This is a genomic window from Klebsiella spallanzanii, assembly GCF_902158555.1.
GTDB lineage: Bacteria > Pseudomonadota > Gammaproteobacteria > Enterobacterales > Enterobacteriaceae > Klebsiella > Klebsiella spallanzanii.
This window is the reverse complement of the sequence record NZ_CABGGS010000043.1, coordinates 86,303-110,952: the sequence shown is the minus strand read 5'-3', so window position 1 is coordinate 110,952 and position 24,650 is coordinate 86,303. Positions and strand designations below refer to the sequence as shown.

Annotated in this window: 23 protein-coding genes; 19 read left to right on the top strand and 4 right to left on the bottom strand. The window is 53.9% G+C overall.

Annotation, left to right across the window (positions count from 1 at the left end):
• Positions 1-238: 238 nt before the first annotated feature.
• Positions 239-1,810 (top strand): galactarate dehydratase, encoded by a 1,572-nt coding sequence (gene garD, locus FN082_RS21145; protein ID WP_139540640.1) that lies wholly within the window; start codon positions 239-241, stop codon positions 1,808-1,810.
• A gap of 51 nt (positions 1,811-1,861) precedes the next feature.
• On the opposite strand, the gene FN082_RS21140 is transcribed toward garD, so the two are convergent.
• Positions 1,862-2,809, bottom strand: a complete 948-nt coding sequence (locus tag FN082_RS21140) for a sugar kinase (protein ID WP_139540641.1) — start codon at positions 2,807-2,809, stop codon at positions 1,862-1,864.
• 10 nt (positions 2,810-2,819) lie between these two features.
• Complete coding sequence (locus tag FN082_RS21135; RefSeq protein ID WP_180349637.1) at positions 2,820-3,614, bottom strand: DeoR/GlpR family DNA-binding transcription regulator; 795 nt, start codon at positions 3,612-3,614, stop codon at positions 2,820-2,822.
• A 352-nt stretch (positions 3,615-3,966) separates the two neighbouring features.
• Between FN082_RS21135 and FN082_RS21130 the strand changes: the two genes are divergently transcribed.
• The 14 genes from FN082_RS21130 (at position 3,967) to FN082_RS21065 (ending at position 18,924) form a co-directional block, all read left to right on the top strand.
• Positions 3,967-4,821: a tagatose bisphosphate family class II aldolase gene (locus tag FN082_RS21130; RefSeq protein ID WP_139540643.1), complete on the top strand. Its 855-nt coding sequence runs from the start codon at positions 3,967-3,969 to the stop codon at positions 4,819-4,821.
• A 23-nt stretch (positions 4,822-4,844) separates the two neighbouring features.
• On the top strand, positions 4,845-5,759 hold the full coding sequence (pfkB, locus tag FN082_RS21125) for a 1-phosphofructokinase (RefSeq protein ID WP_139540644.1): 915 nt from the start codon (positions 4,845-4,847) through the stop codon (positions 5,757-5,759).
• A 10-nt stretch (positions 5,760-5,769) separates the two neighbouring features.
• Positions 5,770-7,182, top strand: coding sequence for a PTS fructose transporter subunit IIC (locus FN082_RS21120; protein WP_139540645.1), 1,413 nt, complete (start codon positions 5,770-5,772; stop codon positions 7,180-7,182).
• A gap of 10 nt (positions 7,183-7,192) precedes the next feature.
• A complete protein-coding gene (locus FN082_RS21115) occupies positions 7,193-8,008 on the top strand; it encodes an HPr family phosphocarrier protein (protein WP_139540646.1) in 816 nt (271 codons plus the stop codon).
• Between the two features lie 176 nt (positions 8,009-8,184).
• A complete protein-coding gene (gene gatZ / locus FN082_RS21110; protein WP_142982308.1) occupies positions 8,185-9,456 on the top strand; it encodes a tagatose-bisphosphate aldolase subunit GatZ in 1,272 nt (423 codons plus the stop codon).
• 14 nt (positions 9,457-9,470) lie between these two features.
• Complete coding sequence (gene gatA, locus FN082_RS21105) at positions 9,471-9,938, top strand: PTS galactitol transporter subunit IIA (protein WP_139540648.1); 468 nt, start codon at positions 9,471-9,473, stop codon at positions 9,936-9,938.
• Positions 9,939-9,964: 26 nt separating this feature from the next.
• Positions 9,965-10,249: a PTS galactitol transporter subunit IIB gene (gatB, locus tag FN082_RS21100; RefSeq protein ID WP_112213604.1), complete on the top strand. Its 285-nt coding sequence runs from the start codon at positions 9,965-9,967 to the stop codon at positions 10,247-10,249.
• Between the two features lie 5 nt (positions 10,250-10,254).
• Positions 10,255-11,628, top strand: a complete 1,374-nt coding sequence (locus tag FN082_RS21095; protein WP_139540649.1) for a galactitol-specific PTS transporter subunit IIC — start codon at positions 10,255-10,257, stop codon at positions 11,626-11,628.
• Between the two features lie 45 nt (positions 11,629-11,673).
• Positions 11,674-12,717 (top strand): galactitol-1-phosphate 5-dehydrogenase, encoded by a 1,044-nt coding sequence (gene gatD / locus FN082_RS21090; RefSeq protein WP_142982307.1) that lies wholly within the window; start codon positions 11,674-11,676, stop codon positions 12,715-12,717.
• Between the two features lie 114 nt (positions 12,718-12,831).
• Positions 12,832-13,605 (top strand): DeoR/GlpR family DNA-binding transcription regulator, encoded by a 774-nt coding sequence (locus tag FN082_RS21085; RefSeq protein ID WP_142982306.1) that lies wholly within the window; start codon positions 12,832-12,834, stop codon positions 13,603-13,605.
• A gap of 319 nt (positions 13,606-13,924) precedes the next feature.
• Positions 13,925-14,494: a fimbrial protein gene (locus FN082_RS21080; protein WP_142982305.1), complete on the top strand. Its 570-nt coding sequence runs from the start codon at positions 13,925-13,927 to the stop codon at positions 14,492-14,494.
• A 61-nt stretch (positions 14,495-14,555) separates the two neighbouring features.
• A complete protein-coding gene (locus FN082_RS21075) occupies positions 14,556-15,248 on the top strand; it encodes a fimbrial biogenesis chaperone (RefSeq protein WP_142462635.1) in 693 nt (230 codons plus the stop codon).
• A gap of 56 nt (positions 15,249-15,304) precedes the next feature.
• Entirely contained in the window at positions 15,305-17,830 is a 2,526-nt protein-coding gene (locus FN082_RS21070; RefSeq protein WP_142982304.1) for a fimbria/pilus outer membrane usher protein, read from the top strand.
• Positions 17,831-17,841: 11 nt separating this feature from the next.
• Positions 17,842-18,924 (top strand): fimbrial protein, encoded by a 1,083-nt coding sequence (locus FN082_RS21065; RefSeq protein ID WP_142982303.1) that lies wholly within the window; start codon positions 17,842-17,844, stop codon positions 18,922-18,924.
• Positions 18,925-18,982: 58 nt separating this feature from the next.
• Here the strand turns inward: FN082_RS21065 and rsmI are convergent, their stop codons facing one another.
• On the bottom strand, positions 18,983-19,843 hold the full coding sequence (gene rsmI / locus FN082_RS21060; RefSeq protein WP_142982302.1) for a 16S rRNA (cytidine(1402)-2'-O)-methyltransferase: 861 nt from the start codon (positions 19,841-19,843) through the stop codon (positions 18,983-18,985).
• 63 nt (positions 19,844-19,906) lie between these two features.
• Between rsmI and FN082_RS21055 the strand changes: the two genes are divergently transcribed.
• From FN082_RS21055 to dolP, 4 genes are read left to right on the top strand one after another with little or no spacing between them, the layout of a single operon-like run.
• Positions 19,907-22,012 carry a penicillin-binding protein activator gene (locus FN082_RS21055; RefSeq protein WP_142982301.1) on the top strand — a complete coding sequence of 702 codons (2,106 nt, stop codon included), beginning with the start codon at positions 19,907-19,909 and terminating at the stop codon, positions 22,010-22,012.
• Positions 21,970-22,356, top strand: a complete 387-nt coding sequence (locus FN082_RS21050; RefSeq protein ID WP_142982300.1) for a YraN family protein — start codon at positions 21,970-21,972, stop codon at positions 22,354-22,356. Before FN082_RS21055 ends, FN082_RS21050 begins: the two co-directional genes overlap by 43 nt.
• Before the next feature lie 22 nt (positions 22,357-22,378).
• Positions 22,379-22,969: a DnaA initiator-associating protein DiaA gene (diaA, locus tag FN082_RS21045; protein ID WP_002918211.1), complete on the top strand. Its 591-nt coding sequence runs from the start codon at positions 22,379-22,381 to the stop codon at positions 22,967-22,969.
• A gap of 9 nt (positions 22,970-22,978) precedes the next feature.
• Positions 22,979-23,554 carry a division/outer membrane stress-associated lipid-binding lipoprotein gene (gene dolP, locus FN082_RS21040; RefSeq protein ID WP_064358306.1) on the top strand — a complete coding sequence of 192 codons (576 nt, stop codon included), beginning with the start codon at positions 22,979-22,981 and terminating at the stop codon, positions 23,552-23,554.
• A 49-nt stretch (positions 23,555-23,603) separates the two neighbouring features.
• Here the strand turns inward: dolP and FN082_RS21035 are convergent, their stop codons facing one another.
• On the bottom strand, positions 23,604-24,644 hold the full coding sequence (locus tag FN082_RS21035) for a permease (RefSeq protein WP_142982299.1): 1,041 nt from the start codon (positions 24,642-24,644) through the stop codon (positions 23,604-23,606).
• Positions 24,645-24,650 lie beyond the last annotated feature (6 nt).

Here is a 24,650-nt window from a genome sequence, read left to right as displayed (position 1 = left end):
ATAACCTGTAAATAACGTTCAATTATCGTTTTTATTGTGCAAATGCAATAATCAGTGGGCGCTGATCCACAGTTCCAGTGATTTCCTGCTTTAGCCGGTTCTCTCTCGCAGCAATGAGTGATTTAGATCACATTTTCAAATCCAAACACCTGACATTCTTTATTCCACAAATCTGAACATCAGAAATTGAATAACCGTTTTATTTTATTATTCGCACCTTGCTGGAGAATACTGGACAATGGCTGACATTGAAATTAGACAAGAATCGCCCACGGCGTTTTATATAAAAGTGCACGAAACGGATAACGTGGCGATTATTGTTAACGATCGAGGTTTAAAAGCCGGAACGCGTTTCCCTGACGGACTCACGCTCGTTGAACATATCCCGCAAGGCCATAAAGTCGCGCTGGTTGATATTCCCGCACACGGTGAAATCATCCGCTATGGCGAAGTGATTGGCTACGCGGTACGCGATATCCCACAGGGTAGCTGGATTGACGAATCGCTGGTCGAACTACCGAAAGCGCCGCCGCTGCATACGCTACCGCTGGCAACCAAAGTCCCTGCGCCGCTGCCGCCGCTGGAAGGCTACACCTTCGAAGGGTATCGCAACGCCGACGGTAGCGTCGGAACCAAAAATTTACTCGGCATTAGCACCAGCGTGCACTGCGTGGCGGGTGTCGTGGATTACGTCGTTAAAATTATCGAACGCGATCTGCTGCCGAAATATCCAAACGTTGATGGCGTCGTCGGTCTGAACCACCTTTACGGCTGCGGCGTGGCGATTAACGCTCCGGCGGCGGTCGTCCCCATCCGCACCATTCACAACCTGGCGCTCAACCCGAACTTCGGCGGCGAGGTGATGGTCATCGGCCTCGGCTGTGAAAAACTTCAGCCGGAACGCCTGCTGGAAGGTACCGATGATGTGAAAAGCATCCCGGTGGATAGCGCCAGCATCGTTAGCCTGCAGGATGAAAAGCACGTCGGTTTTAAATCAATGGTTGACGACATTCTGCAGGTTGCCGAGCGTCATCTGGAGAAACTGAACCAGCGCCAGCGTGAAACCTGCCCGGCCTCCGAACTGGTTGTCGGCATGCAGTGCGGCGGCAGCGATGCGTTTTCTGGCGTAACGGCCAACCCGGCGGTGGGCTACGCGTCCGATCTACTGGTTCGCTGCGGCGCAACCGTGATGTTCTCCGAAGTCACCGAAGTGCGCGATGCGATCCATCTGCTGACACCGCGCGCCATCAATGAAGAAGTCGGCAAACGTCTGCTGGAGGAGATGGCCTGGTACGATAACTATCTCGATATGGGCAAAACTGACCGCAGCGCCAACCCCTCTCCCGGCAACAAAAAAGGCGGTCTGGCGAACGTAGTGGAGAAAGCGCTGGGTTCAATCGCGAAATCCGGGAAGAGCGCGATTGCCGAAGTCCTCTCTCCGGGACAACGTCCAACCAAACGCGGTCTGATTTACGCCGCCACGCCGGCCAGCGATTTTGTCTGCGGCACCCAGCAGGTGGCTTCCGGGATCACGGTGCAGGTATTTACCACCGGTCGCGGTACGCCGTATGGCCTGGTCGCGGTGCCGGTTATTAAGATGGCGACGCGTACCGAGTTGGCAAACCGCTGGTATGACTTAATGGATATCAACGCGGGAACCATCGCCACCGGTGAAGAGACTATCGAAGACGTGGGTCTGAAGCTGTTTGAATTTATTCTTGATGTCGCCAGCGGCCGCAAGAAGACGTTCTCCGATCAATGGGGCCTGCACAATCAGCTCGCGGTGTTTAACCCAGCGCCGGTGACGTGATCTGCTGATATTATTTATCCCGCTCGTTATATTTCGAGCGGGATACCGTTCTTACTTATAAGCCTTAAGAAACGCCTCTATCTGCGCTTTCGTCGACGTCCCTTCCATGGGTCCGCGCTGAGCAATCGCCAGAGAACCGCTGGCATTGGCCCATTTCAACGCTTCCTGTGGCGATGCGCCGGACAGGAACAAGCTGACAAAGGTTGCACCGAAACAGTCGCCCGCCCCCGTTGGGTCAACAACCGGAACATTAAAACCCGCAACATGATGCGTTTTCTGAGCGCTGAAATAGCTCGCGCCGCGCGGGCCGCGTTTAATCACCACGTGCTTGACGCCGCGCTTTAACAGTTTATCCACCAGCACTTGCTCATCGCGCCCCGGGTTGAGGCCAAAGTAATCCAGCTCACCGTCGCTTGGCAGGAAAATATCCGTGTAATCAAGAATATATTCAAATGCCTGCGACATTTCAGGGATATTGAGCATCTCTTTACGGATATTCGGATCGAACGAAACCGTACCGTTACGCGCTTTAATGTTTTCAATCGCTTTGCGCATCGCATCGATCATGCGGAACGAAAACAGCGAAGAACCCATAATGTGAAAATGATTGCACTGTTCAAGCAGGCGTTCATCAATATGGTCGGCGGTTAACAGGCCGCAGGCGCTATTCGGCATATTAAAAATAAAATCACGCTGCGCCTGGCTGCGGTAGCTGACGAAAGCGCTGCCGGTAGTCGCCTTTTGCAGTATGGCGATCCCATTAACGTTCACACCGTCGCTTTCCAACCGCGCAATGTTCATTTCACCAAAAGCATCGTTACCGACGCAGCTGAAAAGCACCGAACCAAACCCCAGCTTTGCCACCTGGTCGGCAAAAATTGCCGGAGCACCGCTGGGATATGGCCCCCAAAACTCTCCCGGGCGAGAAAAACCCTGGTTTTCTTCTTTTGCCAGAAACTCCACCAGTAGTTCGCCGATGGTGCAAATGGTCACGTTCATCATCGCTCCTTTACTTTGCCTTTTGCAAAGCAGGGTTGAGCCATGTCAGGCACTCATTATTGGTATAGCTATTCGTCAGTCCAGCGGCGAGAAGGCGGGCATGATATTCCGCGGCAACGACCTGCGGCGTGACTATGCCGCTAATCTGCCGTAAATCACCAATTGCGTAACGCTTGTCGCCATATACCGGACGATTGGCGACTACCGCAATGACCCGCTCACTTTGAGCCACCGCTTCGCTCAGCAAGCGGGCGTTGGCTTCTTGTCTGACGCTTAAGGTGCCATCTTCAGCAATATGGTCGACGGCAACCAGCGCTCGTGAGGGGCGATAATGGCCCAGCGCGCTCAGCGCCAGGTCGCCTTCCACTATTTTGCCATTTCCCCCCAGCACGCCCCCGAGCAGCACGGTTTCGCCATTCAGAAACTCCTGCGCCAGCGGAACATGCGCCAAATCGTTTAATAGCAGGCAGAGTTCGTCATAACCCGCAAGAAAGGGGATCACTTTGCGTAGGATCGATCCCTGCCCCAGAAAAAGCGTCTCGCTATCTTCGATCTGTGCGGCGATCTGGCGAGCCATTTCAGTCTCCAGTGCCTTATCCGTCGCCACGGAAGTCTCCTGGGCCGGGGCGACCGGAGCCCCTGCCTGAGACGTGTATATTGCGCCGCCAAAAGAGCGCTTCAGGTAGCCCTGCTGTTCGAGGTAATTCAGGTCATTACGAATCGTCACCCCGGAAACGGCCAGCATTTCAGCCAGATCGTCGACTTTAATCTCTCCGTTCTTACGCACGATCTCAGCGATGTCCAAGCGCCTTTTCAGCAGGCTTGTTGACGGTTTTGCCACAGTGTTGTGCCTTCTTATTATCTCCCAGAATAACTTTCATTTTTAAATTTCCCCGCAGCATTGTCAAACGCCACGCCGTCAAGATGCTCTTATTAAAAAATTAAAATGATTTAATTCAATACATTAAAAAAACAATCCGCAATTAAGATACTTTTAAAAAAGAAAACAAACAAGATTCTATAACTTTCATTTTTAAAATAACATCGCTGTTGTGTGCGCTTGATCACAACAATTCATCGAAGCGATCGCTACATTACTTTCAAAATGAAGACTATAACCAAGAAACAACTTACAACGTGAAAGATGAGGAGTACGAATGTACATTATCTCCAGTAAAAATATGCTGTTGAAAGCCCAGCACCTCGGCTATGCGGTTCCGGCGTTTAATATCCACAACCTGGAAACGATGCAGGTGGTGGTAGAAACCGCTGCAGAACTACGTTCTCCTCTGATCCTTGCTGGCACACCAGGTACTTATAGCTATGCGGGAACTGGTAACGTAGTGGCGATCGCTCGAGATCTGGCTAAGATTTGGGATCTCCCGCTAGCGGTACACCTCGATCACCATGAAGATCTGACCGATATCACGCGTAAGGTGCAGGCCGGGATCCGTTCGGTCATGATCGACGGTTCGCACTCGCCTTTTGAAGAGAACGTCGCATTAGTCAAGAGCGTGGTTGAACTGAGCCATCGCTATGATGCCAGCGTAGAAGCCGAGCTGGGCCGTCTGGGCGGCGTGGAAGATGACCTGGTTGTCGATGCGAAAGACGCGTTGTATACCAACCCGGAACAGGCACGCGAATTTGTCGCTCGTACCGGGATCGACTCGCTGGCGGTCGCTATTGGTACCGCACACGGTATGTATGCAGCGGAACCAAAACTCGATTTTGACCGCCTCGCCGCCATTCGCGATCGCGTTGACGTTCCGCTGGTACTGCACGGCGCATCAGGTCTCCCGGATAGCGATATCCGCCGGGCAATCTCGCTGGGCGTGTGCAAAGTCAACGTTGCCACCGAGCTGAAAATCGCCTTCTCCGACGCCCTGAAACAGTACTTCGATGAAAATCCAGAGGCTAACGATCCGCGCCACTACATGAAACCGGCTAAAGCGGCGATGAAAGATGTGGTACGCAAAGTCATTCACGTTTGCGGCTGTGAAGGGCAACTGTAATTTCGGATCGAAGGAGCAATGTCGTGATCCATACCCTGACACTCAATACCGCAATCGATATGAATATCTTTTGCGATCCGCTGAAGCCGTCGGCAGTGAACCGAACCCGGCACACGGAATATTGCCCGAATGGTAAAGGAGTGAACGTCTCGCTGATATTAAATCACTATCAGCAACCCACTCACGTTATGGGCATTTTCGGTGGTTTCACTGGCCGTTATATTGTGGAAGAGTTACGTCAGCAGAAAATTAAAGTCACGCCAGCATGGGTATCCGAGCCAACCAGAATTAATATTTTTATTAATGACGGTGCCGATGAATATAAGCTGCTGAACCCCGGTGCAAAAATTGATGATGACTGTAAACAGCAGGTTATTCATCACCTGGAATGCGTTTGTGCCGGGGATTATTTAGTCATCAGCGGCAGCCTGCCACCGGGAATTGAAAGTCGTTTCTATGGCGAGATTATTGAATTATGCCAGCAGAAAGGCTGCGAAATTATTCTCGATATCAGCCATCCGGCCCTGCGCCAGCTGCTGGAATTGCGGCCATTGCTGATCAAGCCTAACGATGACGAGCTGCGGGAAATCTTCAGTCTCGACGTCAGTAACCACCAGCAGGTGCGAGAAGCAATGCATACGCTGCACCAGCTCGGCGCTCGCAACGTACTGCTGACAATGGGGGCTAAAGGGCTCTACTTTTCTGACGGAGAAGGCGTGTGGTTCTGCTCCGCACCCAGAATTGAGTTGGTCAGCTCCGCCTGCGCGGGTGACGCAGCACTGGGTGCTTTTCTCAGTAAATGGCTTAACGAAGAAGACGTCACCCACGCCCTGGCATTAGCCAGCGCTACCGGCGCCGACGTTGCCGGTTCTGCCGGATTAGGAAAATTACAACGCACAGAAGAATTATTACAGCAGATTCAGGTCGTCCAATTATAAAGGTCCGATTATGAAAAAAGTCATTGCAGTTACCGGCTGCCCTACCGGTATTGCGCATACTTTTATGGCTGAAGAAGCCTTAAAAACTGCAGCAAAGAAATTAAATGTCGACATTAAAGTCGAAACCAACGGCGCTTCCGGCGTTGAAAATGTTATTACGCCAGAAGATTTAAAAGATATTTATGGCGTCATTATTGCCGCCGATAAAGACGTTAACGCTGAGCGATTCAATGGCCTTCCGGTCATAGAAGTTCCCGTTAAAGAGGCCATTCATCATCCAGCCGATTTAATTAATAAAATTATCAGCGGCCAGGCGACGCGTCGTCAGGGTATGACCTCCACGCAGGAGTCAACGGAGAAATACGAGCAGGAATCATTCGGTCGCCAGGTTTATAAGCACCTGATGAGCGGCGTTTCTAACATGCTGCCGTTTGTTGTCGCCGGGGGGATCCTGATTGCCATCTCCTTCCTGTGGGGCATCTACTCCGCCGATCCAAACTCGCCGCAATATAACGTTATTGCCGCCACGCTGATGAAAGTGGGCCAGCAAGCCTTCTCAATCATGGTGCCAATTTTCACCGCCTATATTGCCTGGTCGATTTCCGGACGTCCCGGCATGGTAGCTGGCTTCGTCGGCGGACTGCTGGCCAACGCGACCGGCGCGGGCTTTCTCGGCGGGATCATCGCTGGTTTCGCCGCCGGTTACTTTATGCTGCTCATCCGCAATATGCTCAACGGCCTGCCGCGCCAGTATGAGGGGCTGAAGTCGATCTTTATTATGCCGCTGGTCGGCGTGCTGGTGATTGGCGTGATGATGGTGCTGTTGGGGCAACCTGTCGCCGCTATCAATAACGCGATGATGAACTGGCTGAGCTCGTTACAGGAAGCGAATCCAATTCTGCTGGGTATTGTGGTCGGCGCAATGTGCTCCTTCGACTTCGGCGGTCCGGTCAATAAAGCGGCCTACGTCACCGGAACGCTGCTGCTTGGTCAGGGCAACTACTTCTTTATGGCCGGAGTTTCCGCCGCCTGTATTACTCCGCCGCTGGTTATCGCTCTGGCGACGACCTTCTTCCCGAAAGGCTTCAGCGAAGAAGAACGTGCCGCCGGGATGGTCAACTATATCCTCGGCTGTACCCATATTACCGAAGGCGCTATTCCTTTCGCCGCGAAAGACCCTTTACGCGTCATCCCCATGATGATGATCGCCTCATCCATCTCAGCGGTACTGAGCTATAGCCTGCAAATCCAGGTTCCCGCTCCGCACGGCGGTTTCCTGATCCTGCCGCTGGTGAGTAAACCGCTGATGTGGGTACTGTGTATTCTCGCCGGTTCCGCCTGCGGCGCGGTCATGCTGGGATGCTGGAGGCTTTGGCAGAAACGCACCCAGGAAGCGACGGCGCTTGCCGGAGCCATCAAATAAGGAATTTTTTATGCAACTGACTTGCGCAGATATCCATTTCGACCGCGAGGTCAAAACGAAAGATGAAGCGCTGCAACGCGTCGTTGGGAGCTTAACCGAAGCCGGGCATACCACGCCCGCTTATCTGAACGGCATGCGCGAGCGCGAAGGGCAAATTAGCACCTACCTCGGTAACGGTATCGCCATTCCCCACGGTACGCCGCAGAGTCGTGACGCGGTGCTGCAAACCGGCGTGAAAGTGCTGGCCTGCCCTCAGGGGGTGGATTGGGGGGAAGAACAAACGGCTTATTTGATCGTCGGTATCGCCGCCCAGGATAACGAACACCTCGATATTCTGCGCCAGCTGACCCACGCCCTGAGCGATGACCGCGTGCCTGAAGCGCTATCGCGCGCCGAAAACCCGCAAGCGGTGCTGGAAATTCTGGCGGGTAATATTTTGCCCGCTGAAGGGGAAGAAATTGAAGCTCCCCCGGTGTTCGACGAAGAGGCGACGTTTACCTTACGCAACCCCCACGGCTTGCACGCGCGGCCAAGCGCGGTGCTGGTGAAGGCGGTGAAACAGTGGCAGTCGCAAATTCGGGTGGAAAACCTCGACACGCGCTCCGCTATTGTCGATGCCAAGAACCTGATGCGCGTGGTTTCTCTCGGCGCAAAACAGGGGCATCGTCTGCACTTTATGGCCAGTGGGGAAGATGCCCATCAGGCGCTGGATGCTATCGGCGCGGCCTTTAATGCCGGATTAGGCGAAATTGCCGCCCAGCCGCAGCAGGTCATTCAGCCTGCAGAAAAGCCCAAACGGAGCTGGCTATCCCGTATATTTAGTTAAATTTCAATGAATTAAAAACGCTCTGCCGTTATCGCCAGAGCGTTTTTTTATCTGTAACTTTCGAAATATTACGTTTTATCTTTCTTTTTTTCGAGGTTGATCACAAATCAAAATAAAGTGATTTGCGAGCAAAACAAAACATAACGAATATATTCGAAAGAAAACGGAGGATTGAAATGAAAGATATTATTTTCCGCCACAAAGCTGGCGAACACATCGGCATCTGTTCAGTTTGTTCCGCACATCCGTTGGTTATCGAAGCGGCATTGCGTTTCGATCTGCATACCAACAATAAGGTCCTTATCGAAGCGACCTCCAACCAGGTAAACCAGTTTGGCGGCTACACCGGGATGCAGCCTGCGGACTTCCGCGATTTCGTGAATAAAATCGCCCAGGACGTTGGTTTTCCGTCAGAACGCATCATCCTCGGCGGCGACCACCTTGGCCCAAACTGCTGGCAGGGCGAGCCCGCTGCCGAAGCAATGGAAAAATCTGTCGACCTGATTAAGGCTTACGTCGCCGCCGGCTTCAGCAAAATCCATCTCGATGCTTCGATGTCCTGCGCTGACGACCCGGTGCCGCTGGACCCGGCCGTCGTCGCCGAACGCGCCGCCCGCCTGTGCCAGGCCGCAGAAGAGACGGCAAGCGATGAGCTGAAGCGCCACCTGACCTACGTGATTGGCACTGAAGTCCCGGTACCGGGTGGCGAAGCCAGCACCATCGGCAGCGTCCACGTGACCCGCGCGCAGGATGCGGCGGCAACGCTGGAAACGCACGAAGCCGCCTTCCGCAAGCTGGGGCTGGATGCTGCGCTGGAGCGCGTCATTGCTATCGTGGTACAGCCTGGCGTTGAGTTCGACCATACGCAAATTATCCATTACCAGCCGGAAGCCGCTAAAGCGCTGTCCGCATGGATTGAAGGCACGCCAATGGTCTACGAAGCGCACTCGACTGACTACCAGTCCCGCCAGGCCTATCGTGCGTTGGTCCGCGACCACTACGCCATCCTGAAAGTTGGCCCGGCGCTGACCTTCGCGCTGCGCGAAGCTATTTTCGCCCTCGCGCAGATGGAAAATGAGCTGGTAGCACCGGAATCCCGCAGCCACGTGATGGAAGTCATTGATGAAGTGATGCTTAACGAACCGGGCTACTGGAAGAAGTACTACCGCCCGACCTGGAGCCAGGCAATGGTGGATATCCACTTCAGCCTGTCCGACCGCATTCGCTACTACTGGCCGCACCCACGTATTCGCCAGAGCGTCGAAAAGTTAATTGCAAACCTGACTGAAACCAAACTGCCACTGGGCCTTATCAGCCAATATATGCCTGTGCAGTTTGAACGACTGTCGTTAAACGAACTCGCCGCCGTACCGCACGACCTCATCCTCGACAAAATTCAGGATGTGCTGCGTGCTTACCGTTACGGCTGTTCATCTGAAATCGCCTGAAGTAAAGAGGATTTATGAGTCAACTATTTGTTCGTACCGGCATTCATTTTAGCACCAGCCAGCAGGCGCTGGAGCACATTGGCGAAGAGATGCTGGCACGCGGCGTCGTGCATGACAGCTATCCGCTGGCGCTGCTCGAACGAGAAGCGACTTTCCCAACCGGCATTGCGCTGGAGCAGCATGCGGTCGCGATCCCTCACTGTGAGGCGGTACATGCGAAGTCTCCAGCTATCTATCTGATTCGCCCGGACAATCCGGTCCCTTTTCAGCGTGCTGATGACGACGGAGATATCAACGTTTCGTTAATCATCGCGCTGATTGTTGAAAATCCGACTGCACAGCTAAAGCTGCTGCGTCGGTTATTTAGTGAGCTACAGAATCCGACCACGCTTGAAGCATTACTGGCTGCCTCAGAAGAGCAACTGCCCGAGCTGTTTCGGCACTCTATCCTTGAGTCAGAGCCCAACGCTCAGGCCATATAACAGACTGATAATAAAAGGGGTACCCTATGAAACGTAAAGTAATCGTAGCCTGTGGCGGCGCTGTCGCCACCTCTACCATGGCCGCAGAAGAGATCAAAGACCTGTGCGCAGACCACAACATTGAGCTGGACCTGGTGCAGTGTCGCGTCAATGAAATCGAAACCTATATGGACGGTGCGCACCTGATTTGCACGACTGCCCGGGTCGACAGAACTTTCGGCGACATTCCGGTTGTTCACGGCATGCCGTTCATTTCCGGCGTAGGCATTGAAGAACTGCAGCAAAAAATCCTGAACATCCTTGCGGAGTAACGTCCATGTTTAGCGAAATCATGCGTTATATCCTCGATCTTGGTCCGACGGTGATGCTGCCGATTGTGATCATTATCTTCTCCAAACTGTTGGGGATGAAGCTCGGGGACTGCTTTAAATCAGGCCTGCATATCGGGATTGGGTTCGTCGGTATCGGCCTGGTCATCGGCCTGATGCTCGACTCTATCGGCCCGGCCGCGAAAGCGATGGCTGAGCATTTCCAGATTAACCTGCACGTGATTGATATTGGCTGGCCGGGGTCGTCACCGATGACCTGGGCGTCGCAAATCGCGCTGGTGGCGATCCCCATCGCTATCGCGGTCAACATCTTCATGCTGGTGACCCGGATGACTCGCGTCGTGAACGTCGATATCTGGAACATCTGGCACATGACCTTTACCGGCGCGATGCTGCACATTGCCACCGGCTCTTACTGGATTGGTATTCTTGGCGTGGTCGTGCATGCGGCTTTCGTCTACAAGCTCGGCGACTGGTTTGCGAAGGATACTCGCGACTTTTTCGGTCTTGACGGTATCGCCATTCCGCACGGTAGCTCGGCATATTTAGGGCCGATAGCGGTGCTGGTCGATACGATTATCGAAAAAATTCCCGGTCTGAACCGCATTCACTTCAGCGCTGACGATATTCAGAAACGCTTCGGCCCGTTCGGTGAACCGGTCACCGTTGGCTTCGTGATGGGTCTGGTCATCGGCGCACTGGCAGGCTACGACCTGAAAGGCATTCTGCAGCTGGCGGTGAAAACCGGTGCGGTGATGCTGTTGATGCCGCGCGTCATCAAACCGATCATGGACGGCCTGAACCCGATTGCTAAACAGGCGCGTAAACGTCTGCAGGCAAAATTCGGCGGTCAGGACTTCCTGATTGGTCTCGACCCGGCGCTGCTGCTTGGCCATACCTCGGTCGTCTCCGCCAGCCTGATCTTTATCCCGCTGAGTATTCTTATCGCGGTCGTGGTGCCGGGCAACCAGGTCCTGCCGTTTGGCGATCTCGCCACCATCGGTTTCTTCGTGGCAATGGCGGTTGCGGTGCATCAGGGGAACCTGTTCCGTACATTGATTTCGGGGATCATCCTGATGGGGATCACGCTATGGATAGCGACGCAGACCATCGGCCTGCATACCCAGCTAGCGGCTAACGCCGGGGCCCTGAAAGCGGGCGGTCTGGTCGCCTCCATGGACCAGGGCGGCTCGCCGATTACCTGGCTGCTCATCCAGCTCTTTACCTGGCAAAACGTGGTCGGTTTTGCGGTTATTGGCGTCATCTATGTTGTCGGCGTGCTGCTGACGTGGCGTCGGGCGCGCAACTTTGCAGCCGCAGAGAAAGCCGCCCTCGCGCAACAAAGCCCAACCGTTTCTTAATCTCAGGGGGAGCATTCGCTCCCCCGGACATTTCTGGAGAATTTTATGCAATCAGTGGTAATCCATGCTGAGGGGACAGTGCGCGTTGAAGAACGCCCAATACCCACTCTGCAATCGGAAAACGATGTCCTGGTAAAAGTTGTCAGCTCCGGATTGTGCGGTTCTGATATTCCGCGCATTTTCGCCAAAGGCGCACACTACTACCCCATCACGCTGGGCCACGAGTTCAGCGGCTATGTTGAATCCTACGGCTCCGCGGTGACCGACCTGCAGCCGGGCGATGCGGTAGCCTGCGTGCCCCTGCTCCCCTGCTTTCACTGCCCACAGTGCCAGCGTGAATATTTCTCGCTGTGCAAACAGTACCAGTTCGTCGGTTCGCGTAGCGAAGGCGGGAATGCGCAATACGTCGTCGTCAAACGCGCCAACCTGTTCCGCCTGCCGGACCAGATGCCGATTGACGACGGGGCGTTTATCGAGCCGATCACCGTTGGCCTGCACGCCTTCCATCTTGCAGAGGGATGCAAAGGGAAAAACGTCATTATTATTGGCGCTGGCACCATCGGCCTGCTGGCGCTGCAGTGCGCCCGCGAACTGGGCGCCAAAAGCATTACGGCAATTGATATCAATCCGCAGAAGCTGGAACTGGCAAAAACGCTCGGCGCAACCCACGTCTTCAATAGCAGAGAGATGAGCGGTAAAGAGATTCAGGCGGCGCTGGAAGAGATTCAGTTCGACCAGTTGGTGCTTGAAACTGCGGGTACGCCACAAACCGTGGCGCTGGGCATTGACGTCGCCGGGCCGCGCGCGCAGCTGGCGCTGGTTGGCACGCTGCACCATGATTTGACCCTGCCCTCCGCCACCTTCGGCCAGATTTTACGTAAAGAGCTGACTATCGTCGGCAGTTGGATGAACTACTCCGGCCCGTGGCCTGGGGAAGAGTGGCAAACGGCAGTACGCCTGCTGACAGAAAAACGTATTCAGCTTGCTCCACTCATCGCCCACATCGGCGATGCAGAAAGCTTTGCCCGCGAAGTCCAGGCGCTCAACGGCGCGCCGATGCAGGGGAAAATCCTGCTTAAACTCTCTTGACCGATCGCCTGAGCCAGCAATCAGAGCTGGCTCACATAACCTTTCGAAAATTATCGTTCAACTTTCGTTACCCTTCGATTACACTGAGATTAGTTAATAATCAGGCAAAGCAATATGAACTCATTTGAGCGAAGGAACAAAATCGTCGAAATGGTCAATGCGCAAGGTAGCGTATTGGTGCTGGACCTTTCGAATCTCTTTGGTATCTCCGAAGTCACCATCCGGGCCGATCTACGCTTGCTGGAAGAGAAGGGGTTACTCACCCGCTTTCACGGCGGCGCGGCCAGAGCGGGCAGCAATTTGACCGAAGGGGATAGCCAGGAAGTTGTACTTGAGGACCGCTATCAGCTGGCCAGCGACCCTAAAAAACGGATTGCCCAGGCCGCAGCGACGATGATTAGCGAAGGGATGACGGTGATCCTTGATAGCGGCAGCACCACCCTGCTGATTGCCGAGGAACTGGTACGTATGACCAATATCACGGTGATTACCAACAGTCTGCCTGCGGCCTTTACGTTATCGGAAAATAAGGATATTACCCTGGTGGTTTGCGGCGGCACCGTTCGCCATAAAACCCACTCCATGCACGGGACTATCGCCGAACGCTCGCTACAGGGCATCAGCGCCGATCTGATGTTCGTCGGCGCTGACGGTATCGACACCACCAACGGCATCACCACCTTTAATGAAGGTTACTCCATCAGCGGCGTTATGGCCGCCGCCGCGCATAAAGTGGTTGCCGTGCTGGATGCCAGCAAATTTAACCGTCGCGGATTTAATCAGGTCCTGCCAATGGAGAAGATCAACTGCGTCATTACCGATGATGGTATTAGCAGTGAATATCTCTCTGAGTTAAAAAACATTCCAATTGAATTACAAATCGTATAAGTAAAAAGGCAGATATTAAAACATCTGCCTTTTTGTCACCTGATTATATTATAAATAATAAAATTTGATTTACAAAAATATTTTTATAGAATAATTAAGCATTAATCAATTCACCGCAAAAATTTTAATGCGCCTTATTTAAAGGTAAATTAAGAATAACTAACTTTACACCTATTCGCTATAAATACAATCCTAAAAAAAGCCTCACAAGATCATCAAGTCTTAAAAATAAGCATATAATCTTAATCATGGTGATTTATGTAAAAAATTAAATCACCATAAAAACAATTATCAAAATAATACATGGATGAGGTTAAAAATGAACATAATTGCAAAATCTGTTGCAGTTGGTTTACTGGCAATATCTGCAGGAAGCGCTTGGGCGAGCGATGGAACCATTGAATTCACTGGTGAAATAACAACGAATACCTGTGAATTCGCTAACGGCGATACAGTGAACGTTGAGTTGGGTCATTATTCTAATACTCAGTTTAAAACAGTAGGTGATAAATCACCGACTACCCCGTTCACCATTCCGTTAACCAACTGCCCGACTGAAGCCTGGAAACACGTTGACGGTACCACCAGCGCATCCTTCCAGCTATGGCTGGAAACGCGTAGCAGCGGTACTACCGGTACTAATAACGATCTGGTCGCGGTAACGGGCTCAGGCACGCCAGCCACTGGCGTTGGTATTCGTATCGACCGTGCTTCGGATGGCACCCAGTTAGCGCTAAATAAACTGAATGACACCCCGGTCTATTTTGACATTACAGGTGAACAAACGGATGTAAATCTGCAGGCTTACTACGTTTCTACCGCAGAAGCATCGGCGATTACTGCCGGAGAAGCTAACGCTTCCGTCGACGTCACCATCGATTATCGTTAATTCTCTCGTTGTACTTTTACCCACCTGCCGGTGGGTAAAACCTTTTTATTGGAGCAGCAGAATGAAAGTAAAAACCCTGGCAGCATTGGCATTGTTACTTGGAGGATGGGCCAGCCAAAGCCTGGCCGGAGGGATCGTTCTGCAAACCACGCGGGTGATTTACAACGCCAGTAAAAAAGAGGCCGCCCTACCCGTTGCCAACCACAGCAGCAAAATGCCCTACTTATTGCAATCGTGGATTGATAATCCACAAGGGACAGTTCGCGGGCCGTTTATTATGACCCCGCCGCTATTTCGCCTGAATGCCGGAGACGACTCCTCATTACGTATTATTAAAACCGATGGCAGTTTACCAGAAGATAAAGAGTCGCTCTTTTACGTTAACGTGCGGGCAATTCCAGCACAATCTAAAAGTGAGGCGGGTAAAACCAATGCTTTAACATTGGTATTTAAAACCAGAATAAAACTTTTTTATCGCCCGGCACATCTGAAAGGTAACGCTCAGGATGCATGGAAATCTATACAATATAAGCGCACGAATAATGCATTAGATGTCTATAATCCATCAGCCTATTACGTTGTTTTTGCTGGTATCGCGTTGGGTAAAACAGATTTGACCGATAAAGTTGACTATATCGCTCCCGGCGAGCACAAACAAATTCCGCTACCCGCCACATCAGGTAATTCTATTCAGTGGGCCGCAATCAATGATTACGGCGGCACCACGGCAAAAGAAACTCAGGTATTGCAATAATACTTACGCTGGCATGACGTAAATAACAATAAATAACGGATACGGGCAATCAGGGAATGCAGAGCAACACGACAAGGAAAAAAGATTTTCTGGCGCTTAAGCGCCTTTCTTACAGGGTCAAGTTCGCTTTGCCGATTATGCTTGCTGGCAGCAGCCTGGTATGTCATTCCGCGCAGGCTGATGATTTTTATTTTGACTCTTCGCTGTTGGAAACCAGCAAAAGCGGCCAGCAGGCAGTGGATCTATCGACCTTCTCTCAGGACAACGCCCAGCTTCCCGGGGAGTATATTGTTGATATCATTATTAATAAGAAAAAACTAGCACAGAGAAAAATCCCTTTTATCGCCGGAGAAAACCACCAGCTCATCCCTCAGTTCACCGTCGGACAACTGCGTGAGCTGGGCTTTAAAGTCGATGAAATTCCAACGCTGGCTAACCTGGACGATACCGCAATCGTCACGGACCTCGCGCAAACGGTGCCAAATAGCAGCAGCGAACTGGATGTTAACCACGGCAGGCTAAATATGAGCGTGCCGCAAATTATGCTTTACCGCGATGCCAGGGGCTATGTTGACCCTTCCCGCTGGGATGATGGTATGCCGGTGCTGTTTACCAACTATAGCTTTACGGGATCGGATAGTCAGTATGACGGCGGCGATCGTAACAAACGCCAGTATCTCAATATGCAGAACGGTGCCAACCTTGGCCCCTGGCGGCTACGTAACTACTCCACCTGGACGCACAATAGCGATACTTCGCAGTGGGATAGCATCAACACCTGGATGCAGCGGGATATCAAAAGCCTGAAGTCGCAGCTGGTGATGGGCGAAAGCGCGACCGACGGCAGCGTGTTTTCCAGCTACCAGTTTACCGGCGCGCGACTCTATTCCGACGACAGCATGCTGCCCAATAGCCAACGCGGCTTTGCGCCAACGATCCGCGGGATTGCCAACTCCAGCGCCATCGTCACGGTGCGTCAGAACGGCTACACCATTTACCAAAGCACCGTACCCGCAGGCGCATTTGAGATTAACGATCTCTATCCTTCATCATCTAGCGGTGATTTAGACGTCACGATTGAAGAGGCCGACGGCACCACGCGCCACTTTGTGCAGCCATTTTCCTCGCTGCCGATGATGCAGCGCCCGGGGCATCTCAAATATAGCGTCACCGCCGGGCGCTTCCGGGCGGCAAGCTCTGAGGACAGCAAAGAGCCGGAGTTTATTGAAACGACGGCGATTTACGGCCTGAGTAACACCTTTACGCTATATGGCGGCGTAACGGGGTCTGAGGATTACCAGGCGCTGACGGTGGGAATCGGCGGAACGCTGGGAGAATTGGGCGCTCTGTCGATGGATATCGGTCGGGCGGATACCCGCTTTGATGACGGCGACAGCGATTCCGGCTATAGCTGGCGCACCCAGTACATTAAAGATATCCCTGAGACCGGCACCAATTTAACCCTGGGCTATTACCGCTATACCAGCAGCGGTTACTTCACCTTTTCAGATGCTAACCAGCAGGATATTGACGCTGGCGATCGCCAGAGTAGCGAAATCCAGTTCAGCATTAACCAGAACCTGTTTACCGGCGTTAGCTTTTACGCTTCCGGTTCGCAACAGGAGTATTGGGACAAGGGGCAAAAGGACAAAAACCTGTCGATTGGCCTCAACGGCAACCTGTGGGGAGTCAGTTATAACGTCAGCGGCCAGTTTACTGATTACGCCGATCGCGATAGCGACCGTTCGCTGTCCATCAGCCTCAGCGTGCCGCTGGACCGCTGGCTTCCGCACGCAACCGCCAACTGGCGCATCACCAGCCAGAAGGATCAATCGACCCAGCATGAGGTGGGGATCAACGGTTCTTTACTTGAGGATCGTCGTCTGAGCTACACCCTGAAACAGCGTCAGAGCGAGAATAACGACAACAACGGTAGCAGCCTTTACGGCAGCTATCGTTCCGCCTACGGCACCTTCAACGCGGGTTACGATTACAGCTCCGATAACCGTCAGATGAGCTATGGCCTGTCCGGCGGCATTGTGGCCCACAGCCATGGTGTCACTCTGTCGCAGCCGCTGGGCAACGCCTTTGCGCTTATTGATGCAGATGGAGCCTCAGGTATACGTGTCAAAAATTATCCCGGAATCGCCACCGATTACTTCGGCTATGCCGTGATCCCCTATCTGACGTCTTACCAGGAAAACCGCATTTATCTGGATACCACCATGATGCCGGACGATGTTGACGTTACCCAGACCATGAAGCTAGTGGTGCCTAGCCAGGGAGCCGCCGTTACCGCACAGTTTAGCGCCAGGGTGGGCCAGCGAGTCCTGCTAGCGTTAACCGATAGAAACGGTAAGCCGCTACCGTTTGGCGCAATGGCCAGCAGCGAAAGCCAGCAGCAGCAAAGCATTGTTGATGAAGGCGGCGTGCTCTATCTCACCGGCGTGAACGAACAACCGCAGACATGGAGCGTTCGCTGGGGCAATGAAGAGAACCAGCAGTGCCGGTTTACGTTTAGCCTGCCCGAAAACAGCCAGCGCGCGGCCTCCGTTATTCGCGCCACGACACCATGCCGCTAAGGAATAAAACCATGAAAAACGCGATTTATATTATCACCGGCGGCATCGCCCTCGCGCTATTTGCCGCGATGCCAGCGCGTGCGGCGATGGGCGGCTGTGAAGCCGAGGGGGGATTGGCCAATTTTACGACCAGCTTCTCCAGTGACTGGACGAAAGAGCAAAATGTGGAGGGAGCGTTTATAGACCTGACCTCCGGCACCACATCGGGCGGCAGCTATAAGATGGCTTGTGACTGCCCTGCAGCTACCAGGGTAAACCTCTTTTATTCCACAACCACCCCGCTAGCAGCGAGCAGCTATGGCGGATACCGACAATTAAACAATAACCTGGATATCAAAACGGTTATTACCGATGTCCCCGGCGTATCGGCGCTCACGGTCCCCACAGATGTGAACTCACCGATCAAGTCAACAGGTGTATATGGTGCCTCAAGCGACAATAGCGTATGCAGCGCGGACCCTGATGATAAACGCGCGGGAGCATTTACCGTGGGCAGTAACGTCAGTATAACGTTTCGCGTCACGAAGGCTTTTTTAGGCCGGATGGAGATCCCCAGCACGCATATTGCTACCCTACAATCGGCATGGAGCAGTACTGTTGGCTATGCAAAATTCGTCTACAAAGATGTTGCCAATATCTACCTCCAGGGCAGCATTACCGTTCCGCAAAGCTGTAAAATCAACGAAGGCGATGTGATTCGGGTCGACCTTGGGCAAATCAGCGCCTCAAAGTTCACTACCAAAGACCATATGCCGGATGGATATACTCCAGTGGAGTTTGATATTACCTACGATTGCGGAGATACGTCATTGTTTGGAAAAGATGACGCGCTCAGTCTGACTGTTCAGGGTGATGACGTCGTCAGTCAGTATATGTTAGCCGCCCGCCGCCGGGAATCAGATAATGTCGCAGATATTGGTATTCAGATGAACATAGGTGGGGGCAATATCCCTTTTAATAACGGAATTATCTCTTTAGAAAAATCAGCTGCAGGAACTATCCGGGTGAAGGCGACGCCATACAACCTGGTTGGCGGGGTCCTGCAGCCCGGGCCGTTCCACGGTACGGCGACGCTCACCGCAACGGTAAGGTAAAGGCTGCCAAACCCGCCTTTCCCGGCGCTCGCCAGGGAAAGGCAGCTGGTCGCTGATATTACCCCTGCTGCTCCAGGGCATATTTATACAGCGCGTTTTTCTTCACACCGTGAATTTCTGCGGTCAGGGCGGCGGCTTTCTTCAACGGCAGTTCAGCCTGCAGCAGGGCCAGCGTACGCAGCGCAATCGCTGGCAGCGCCTCTTCCTGCGCTTTAAAGCCTTCAACGATCAGCACCATCTCGCCTTTACGGCGGTTCTCGTCCTCTTTCACCCACGCCAGCAGCTCGCCAATCGGCGCGCCGTGGATAGATTCCCAGGTTTTGGTCAGCTCGCGCGCCAGCACCACGTAGCGGGATTCGCCCAGTACGGTACAGATATCTTCCAGGCTTTCCAGCAGACGATGCGTTGATTCATAAAAGATAATCGTACGCGGCTCTTCTTCCAGCGCCTTGAGCGTATCGCGACGCCCTTTTGACTTAGCGGGCAGAAAACCTTCATAGCAAAAACGATCCGAAGGCAGCCCGGCAGCACTCAGCGCCGCAATCGCCGCGCAGGGGCCTGGCAGCGGTACTACGCGGATATTAGCTTCACGGCAAACGCGCACCAGATGGTAGCCAGGATCGTTAATCAACGGCGTTCCGGCATCGGAAACCAGCGCGATGTTTTGCCCTTCTTTCAACTTCGCCACCAGCGTTTCAGCCTTTTGCTGCTCATTATGGTCATGAAGCGCAAATAAACGGGCGTTAATCGCAAAATGTTGCAACAGCAAACCGGTATGGCGGGTGTCTTCCGCTGCAACTAAATCAACGGCTTGCAACACTTCCAGCGCGCGTTGCGTGATATCAGACAGATTCCCTATCGGAGTGGGCACAATATAGAGCTGTCCCTGAGAATTATCTGCTGATTCGTGTTGTTTCATTGTTTCGTCCGTATTGCCGATTTAATATTGAGCATTGAGCCAAAAAAATATCACTGGACACATATGGTACCGTCAACATTTCTTCGTTCTAAACCCGTGCGTTGTCTGCCCGTACTGCTGGCCGCGCTGATCTTTGCTGGCTGCGGTACCCACACTCCAGACCAAAGCACGGCGTATTTACAGGGTACGGCACAGGCTGACTCCAGTTACTACCTGCAACAGATGCAGCAAAGCACGAATGATAGCAAGACCAACTGGCAATTACTCGCCATTCGTGCACTGCTGCAGGAAGGTAAGAAACCACAGGCTATCGACCTGTTCAATCAACTGCCGTCGAACCTCAACAGTACGCAAAGCCGCGAACAATCGCTGCTGGCGGTTGAAGTAAAGCTGGCGCAGAACGATTTCCAGGGCGCGCAGGCGCTGCTGAGTAAACTCAACCCAGCAGGCCTTGAGCAAAATCAGCTGCCGCGCTACTGGCAGGCGCAAATCGACGCCAGCCAGGGTCAACCCTCGTTGAACCTGCTGCGGGCCCTGATTGCCCAACAGTCGCTGCTGAGTCAGGCTGCGCAAAAGCAGAAGAATATCGACGCGACCTGGAAAGCGCTCACCGCGATGACCCGAGAGCAAGCCAACGCGCTGGTGATTAACGCCGACGAAAACGTGCTGCAAGGCTGGCTGGATCTGCAGCGTATGTGGTTTGACAATCGCAACGATCCAACAATGCTCAAAGCGGGCGTTAAAGACTGGCAGACCCGCTACCCGCAAAACCCAGGCGCGAAAATGCTGCCGACTCAGCTAGTTAATATGCAAAATTACCAGGCCGCATCAACCAATAAAATCGCCCTGCTGCTGCCGCTCAACGGCCAGGCGGCGATATTTGGTCGCACAATTCAGCAAGGCTTTGAAGCGGCGAAAAACGGTGCACCTGCCGTCGCAGGAAGCGCAGTACCCGCACAGGTCGCTCAGGCAGCCAATGTTGCCGATAGCGCCGTGGTAAGTCCGTCGCAGGCGGAAGTGACTGACCTCACCACCACCAATAACGCACAAACTCCGGTACAGGCCCCGGCAGCCGACCAGGTACAAACTACCGCTCCGGTTACCGCACCGACGGCAGTCCAGGCCCCGACGCCTCAAACCACTGATGCTGCCGCAGAAGCGACCAGCCAACCGGCGACGACGGCTCCGCAGACTCAAGCGGTTACCGCCACACCGGCGAACCCTTCCGCCGAGCTGAAAATCTACGACACCACCACTCAACCAATGAGCCAGCTGCTGGCCCAGGTACAGCAGGACGGCGCAACCATTGTTGTTGGTCCACTGCTGAAAGATAACGTCGAAGATGTCATCAAGAGCAACACCTCGCTAAACGTCCTGGCGCTGAACCAGCCGGAGAAAGTCGAAAGCCGGGCTAATATCTGCTATTTCGCGCTCTCACCGGAAGATGAAGCCCGCGATGCCGCGCATCATATTCACGATCAGGGCAAGCAGACCCCGCTGCTGCTGGTTCCGCGCGGCGCATTAGGCGATCGGGTGGTTAGCGCCTTTGCCAACGAGTGGCTGAAGCTGGGCGGCGGTACGGTACTGCAACAGCGTTTAGGTTCAACCGCCGAACTGCGCGGCAGCGTCAACAGCGGTATCTCGTTAAGCGGTACTCCGGTTTCTACTCTGCCATCATCGCAGGGCAGCACCCTGGGTAGCCCGAGCGACGTGCCCGTCAGCAGCACCGGTGGCGTCGATGCCGCGTATATTCTGGCGACACCGGATCAAATCGCTTACATCAAGCCAATGATCGCCCTGCGTAACGGCAGCCAGAACGGCGTAACGCTGTACGCCAGCTCCCGCAGCGCCCAGGGTACCTCCGGCCCGGATTTCCGTCTGGAGATGGAAGGCTTACAATACAGTGAGATCCCGATGCTGGCAGGCAGCAACCCGGCGCTGCAACAACAGGCGTTAGCCGCTGTTCGCAACGACTACTCGCTGGCGCGCCTGTACGCCATGGGTGCCGACGCCTGGTCACTGGCTAATCATTTCTCGCAAATGCGTCAGGTTTCCGGCTTTGAGCTGAACGGTAATACCGGCGATCTCACGGCCACGCCGGAGTGCGTGATCAACAGGAAACTGTCATGGCTCAAGTACCAGGGTGGACAAATCGTCGCAGCCAACTAAGTAAACAGACCGGCGACGCCTGGGAAGCCCAGGCCCGCCGCTGGCTGGAGAGTCAGGGTCTGCGTTTTATCGCCGCTAACGTTCATGAACGCGGCGGCGAAATTGACCTCATTATGCGCGATGGTAGCGTCACCGTCTTTGTCGAGGTGCGCTATCGTCGCAGCGCAAACTACGGCGATGCCGCCACCAGCGTCACGCTGCAAAAGCAACAAAAACTGCTCAAAGCCGCGCGTCTGTGGCTCTCCCGACATAATGGGAGTTTTGAGACTGTGGATTGCCGTTTCGATGTGGTAGCCTTCACCGGAAACGACATCCAATGGCTAAAAAACGCCTTTGGCGAATAGCGTATGTGAATTAAGGGATCCCGTGCTCGACAGAATCAAAGCCTGCTTCACCGAAAGCATTCAAACCCAAATTGCAGCAGCGGAAGCACTCCCGGACGCCATCTCCCGTGCGGCTATGACGCTCGTCCAGTCGCTGCTGAACGGTAACAAAATCCTCTGTTGTGGTAATGGCACCTCCGCCGCCAACGCACAGCATTTTGCTGCCAGCATGATCAATCGTTTTGAAACAGAGCGCCCTGGTTTACCCGCCATTGCACTAAATACCGATAATGTGGTCTTAACCGCAATTGCCAACGATCGCCTGCATGACGAAATTTATGCCAAACAGGTACGTGCGTTGGGACACGCTGGCGATGTACTGCTGGCGATTTCTACGCGCGGCAATAGCCGGGATATCGTGAAAGCCGTGGAAGCGGCAGTCACCCGCGATATGACTATCGTGGCGTTAACCGGTTATGACGGCGGTGAACTGGCTGGCCTGTTAGGGCAGCAGGACGTCGAAATCCGCATTCCTTCGCATCGCAGTGCGCGAATTCAGGAAATGCACATGCTCACCGTCAATTGTCTGTGCGATTTAATCGATAACACGCTTTTTCCACACCAGGACGATTAAGGAGAACACATGAAGGCTCTCTCGCCCCTCGCCATTCTGCTTTCTGCGCTACTGCTTCAGGGATGCGTTGCTGCAGCGGTAGTCGGAACGGCAGCTGTCGGCACTAAAGCCGCCACCGACCCACGTACGGTGGGGACTCAGGTTGATGACAGCACGCTGGAGCTACGCGTCAACAGCGCCCTGTCGAAAGATGAACAGATTAAGAAACAGGCCCGCATCAACGTTACCGCGTACCAGGGTAAAGTTCTGCTGACCGGGCAATCACCAACGTCGGATCTTTCCGCGCGCGCGAAGCAAATCGCAATGGGCGTAGAAGGCACGACGGAGGTATTTAACGAAGTACGCCAGGGCCAGCCCATCGGCTTAGGTACCGCCTCTTCAGACACCTGGATTACCACCAAAGTCCGCTCCCAGCTGCTGGGTACCGACCAGGTGAAATCTTCCAATGTGAAAGTCACCACGGAAAACAGCGAAGTGTTCCTGATGGGTCTGGTCACCGACCGTGAAGGGCGCGCAGCGGCGGATATCGCCAGCCGGGTAAGCGGCGTGTCTCGTGTCACCACCGCGTTTACCTATATCAAATAAACGCGATATATCCCGGGCAGGCGCATCGCGCCGCCCCCCGGGAAGATCATCAGAATAAAGCGACGCCCCCAACCACCGCGCCGCATAGCACCACCAGTCCGCCGGTCAGCCACAGCGCTTTCGCCGGAAACGCTTTGCGCAACATAATCAGCGACGGTACGCTAACCGCAGGCAGCGTGATGAGCAGCGCCAGCGCGGGCGCGACGCCCATTCCCGCCAGCATCATGGTCTGAACGATAGGGATCTCCGCCGCCGTCGGAATAACAAACAGGCAGCCCGCAATCGCCATGGCAATCACCCAGAACAGCGTGTTATCCACCACGCCATTGGCATGCGGGAATAGCCACACCCGGGCGGCTCCCAGCACCAGCACCGCCAGGATATAGACCGGGATGGTATTCCAGAACAGCGTCCACAGTGCACGCAGCCAGCGGCTGAAAAAACCACCTTGCGTCGTTTCCATCGACAACTCAGGTACCTTCGAGGGCTGCGTCGCCGCCTCTTTTACCCACTTCTGAACCAGCGTTGCCACCACCAGCACCGTCACCAGCCCGGCGACTAACCGAATCAATGCAAACTGCCAGCCCAGCACAAAGCCCATAAATACCAGGGTCGCCGGATTGAGCAGCGGGTTACCCAGCCAGAATGCCAGCGCGCCGCCCATCGAGACCTGCTGCTTACGCATGCCCGCCGCCACCGGCGCGGCACAGCAGGTACACATCATGCCTGGCAGTGAGAAAACCGCGCCCAGCAGCGTACCGCGAAAGCGCGACTGCCCCAGCGTACGCAACAGCCAGTTGCGAGGAATCAAAACCTGAATCAACGAGCCAAGCAACACGCCCAATACCGCCGCTTTCCAGACCGCCAGAAAATAGACCAGCGCATAGTTCCAGGCTGCGGTTAACGGATTGGCATCGCCGTCGGCCAGAATAGATTTACCGATACTGTGCGTCTCAGCGGCAGTGAATGCTTTGCCATAGTAAGGCTGCCATTTGACGAACCACAGGCCGATGATAACGACGAGAAAAAAGAGCGCGGGCTTCCACCATTGAAACGGTGATGCCGCCTGAGAAGAAGACTGACCAGCCATAGCATT

Bases quoted from the DNA above. Each gene is read 5' to 3' on its own strand.
- garD (WP_139540640.1), top strand. From the start codon at position 239: ATGGCTGACATTGAAATTAGACAAGAATCGCCCACGGCGTTTTATATA.
- FN082_RS21140 (WP_139540641.1), bottom strand. From the start codon at position 2,809: ATGAACGTGACCATTTGCACCATCGGCGAACTACTGGTGGAGTTTCTG.
- FN082_RS21130 (WP_139540643.1), top strand. From the start codon at position 3,967: ATGTACATTATCTCCAGTAAAAATATGCTGTTGAAAGCCCAGCACCTC.
- FN082_RS21120 (WP_139540645.1), top strand. From the start codon at position 5,770: ATGAAAAAAGTCATTGCAGTTACCGGCTGCCCTACCGGTATTGCGCAT.
- FN082_RS21115 (WP_139540646.1), top strand. From the start codon at position 7,193: ATGCAACTGACTTGCGCAGATATCCATTTCGACCGCGAGGTCAAAACG.
- gatZ (WP_142982308.1), top strand. From the start codon at position 8,185: ATGAAAGATATTATTTTCCGCCACAAAGCTGGCGAACACATCGGCATC.
- gatA (WP_139540648.1), top strand. From the start codon at position 9,471: ATGAGTCAACTATTTGTTCGTACCGGCATTCATTTTAGCACCAGCCAG.
- gatB (WP_112213604.1), top strand. From the start codon at position 9,965: ATGAAACGTAAAGTAATCGTAGCCTGTGGCGGCGCTGTCGCCACCTCT.
- FN082_RS21095 (WP_139540649.1), top strand. From the start codon at position 10,255: ATGTTTAGCGAAATCATGCGTTATATCCTCGATCTTGGTCCGACGGTG.
- gatD (WP_142982307.1), top strand. From the start codon at position 11,674: ATGCAATCAGTGGTAATCCATGCTGAGGGGACAGTGCGCGTTGAAGAA.
- FN082_RS21085 (WP_142982306.1), top strand. From the start codon at position 12,832: ATGAACTCATTTGAGCGAAGGAACAAAATCGTCGAAATGGTCAATGCG.
- FN082_RS21080 (WP_142982305.1), top strand. From the start codon at position 13,925: ATGAACATAATTGCAAAATCTGTTGCAGTTGGTTTACTGGCAATATCT.
- FN082_RS21075 (WP_142462635.1), top strand. From the start codon at position 14,556: ATGAAAGTAAAAACCCTGGCAGCATTGGCATTGTTACTTGGAGGATGG.
- FN082_RS21070 (WP_142982304.1), top strand. From the start codon at position 15,305: ATGCAGAGCAACACGACAAGGAAAAAAGATTTTCTGGCGCTTAAGCGC.
- FN082_RS21065 (WP_142982303.1), top strand. From the start codon at position 17,842: ATGAAAAACGCGATTTATATTATCACCGGCGGCATCGCCCTCGCGCTA.
- rsmI (WP_142982302.1), bottom strand. From the start codon at position 19,843: ATGAAACAACACGAATCAGCAGATAATTCTCAGGGACAGCTCTATATT.
- FN082_RS21055 (WP_142982301.1), top strand. From the start codon at position 19,907: ATGGTACCGTCAACATTTCTTCGTTCTAAACCCGTGCGTTGTCTGCCC.
- FN082_RS21050 (WP_142982300.1), top strand. From the start codon at position 21,970: ATGGCTCAAGTACCAGGGTGGACAAATCGTCGCAGCCAACTAAGTAAA.
- dolP (WP_064358306.1), top strand. From the start codon at position 22,979: ATGAAGGCTCTCTCGCCCCTCGCCATTCTGCTTTCTGCGCTACTGCTT.
- FN082_RS21035 (WP_142982299.1), bottom strand. From the start codon at position 24,644: ATGGCTGGTCAGTCTTCTTCTCAGGCGGCATCACCGTTTCAATGGTGG.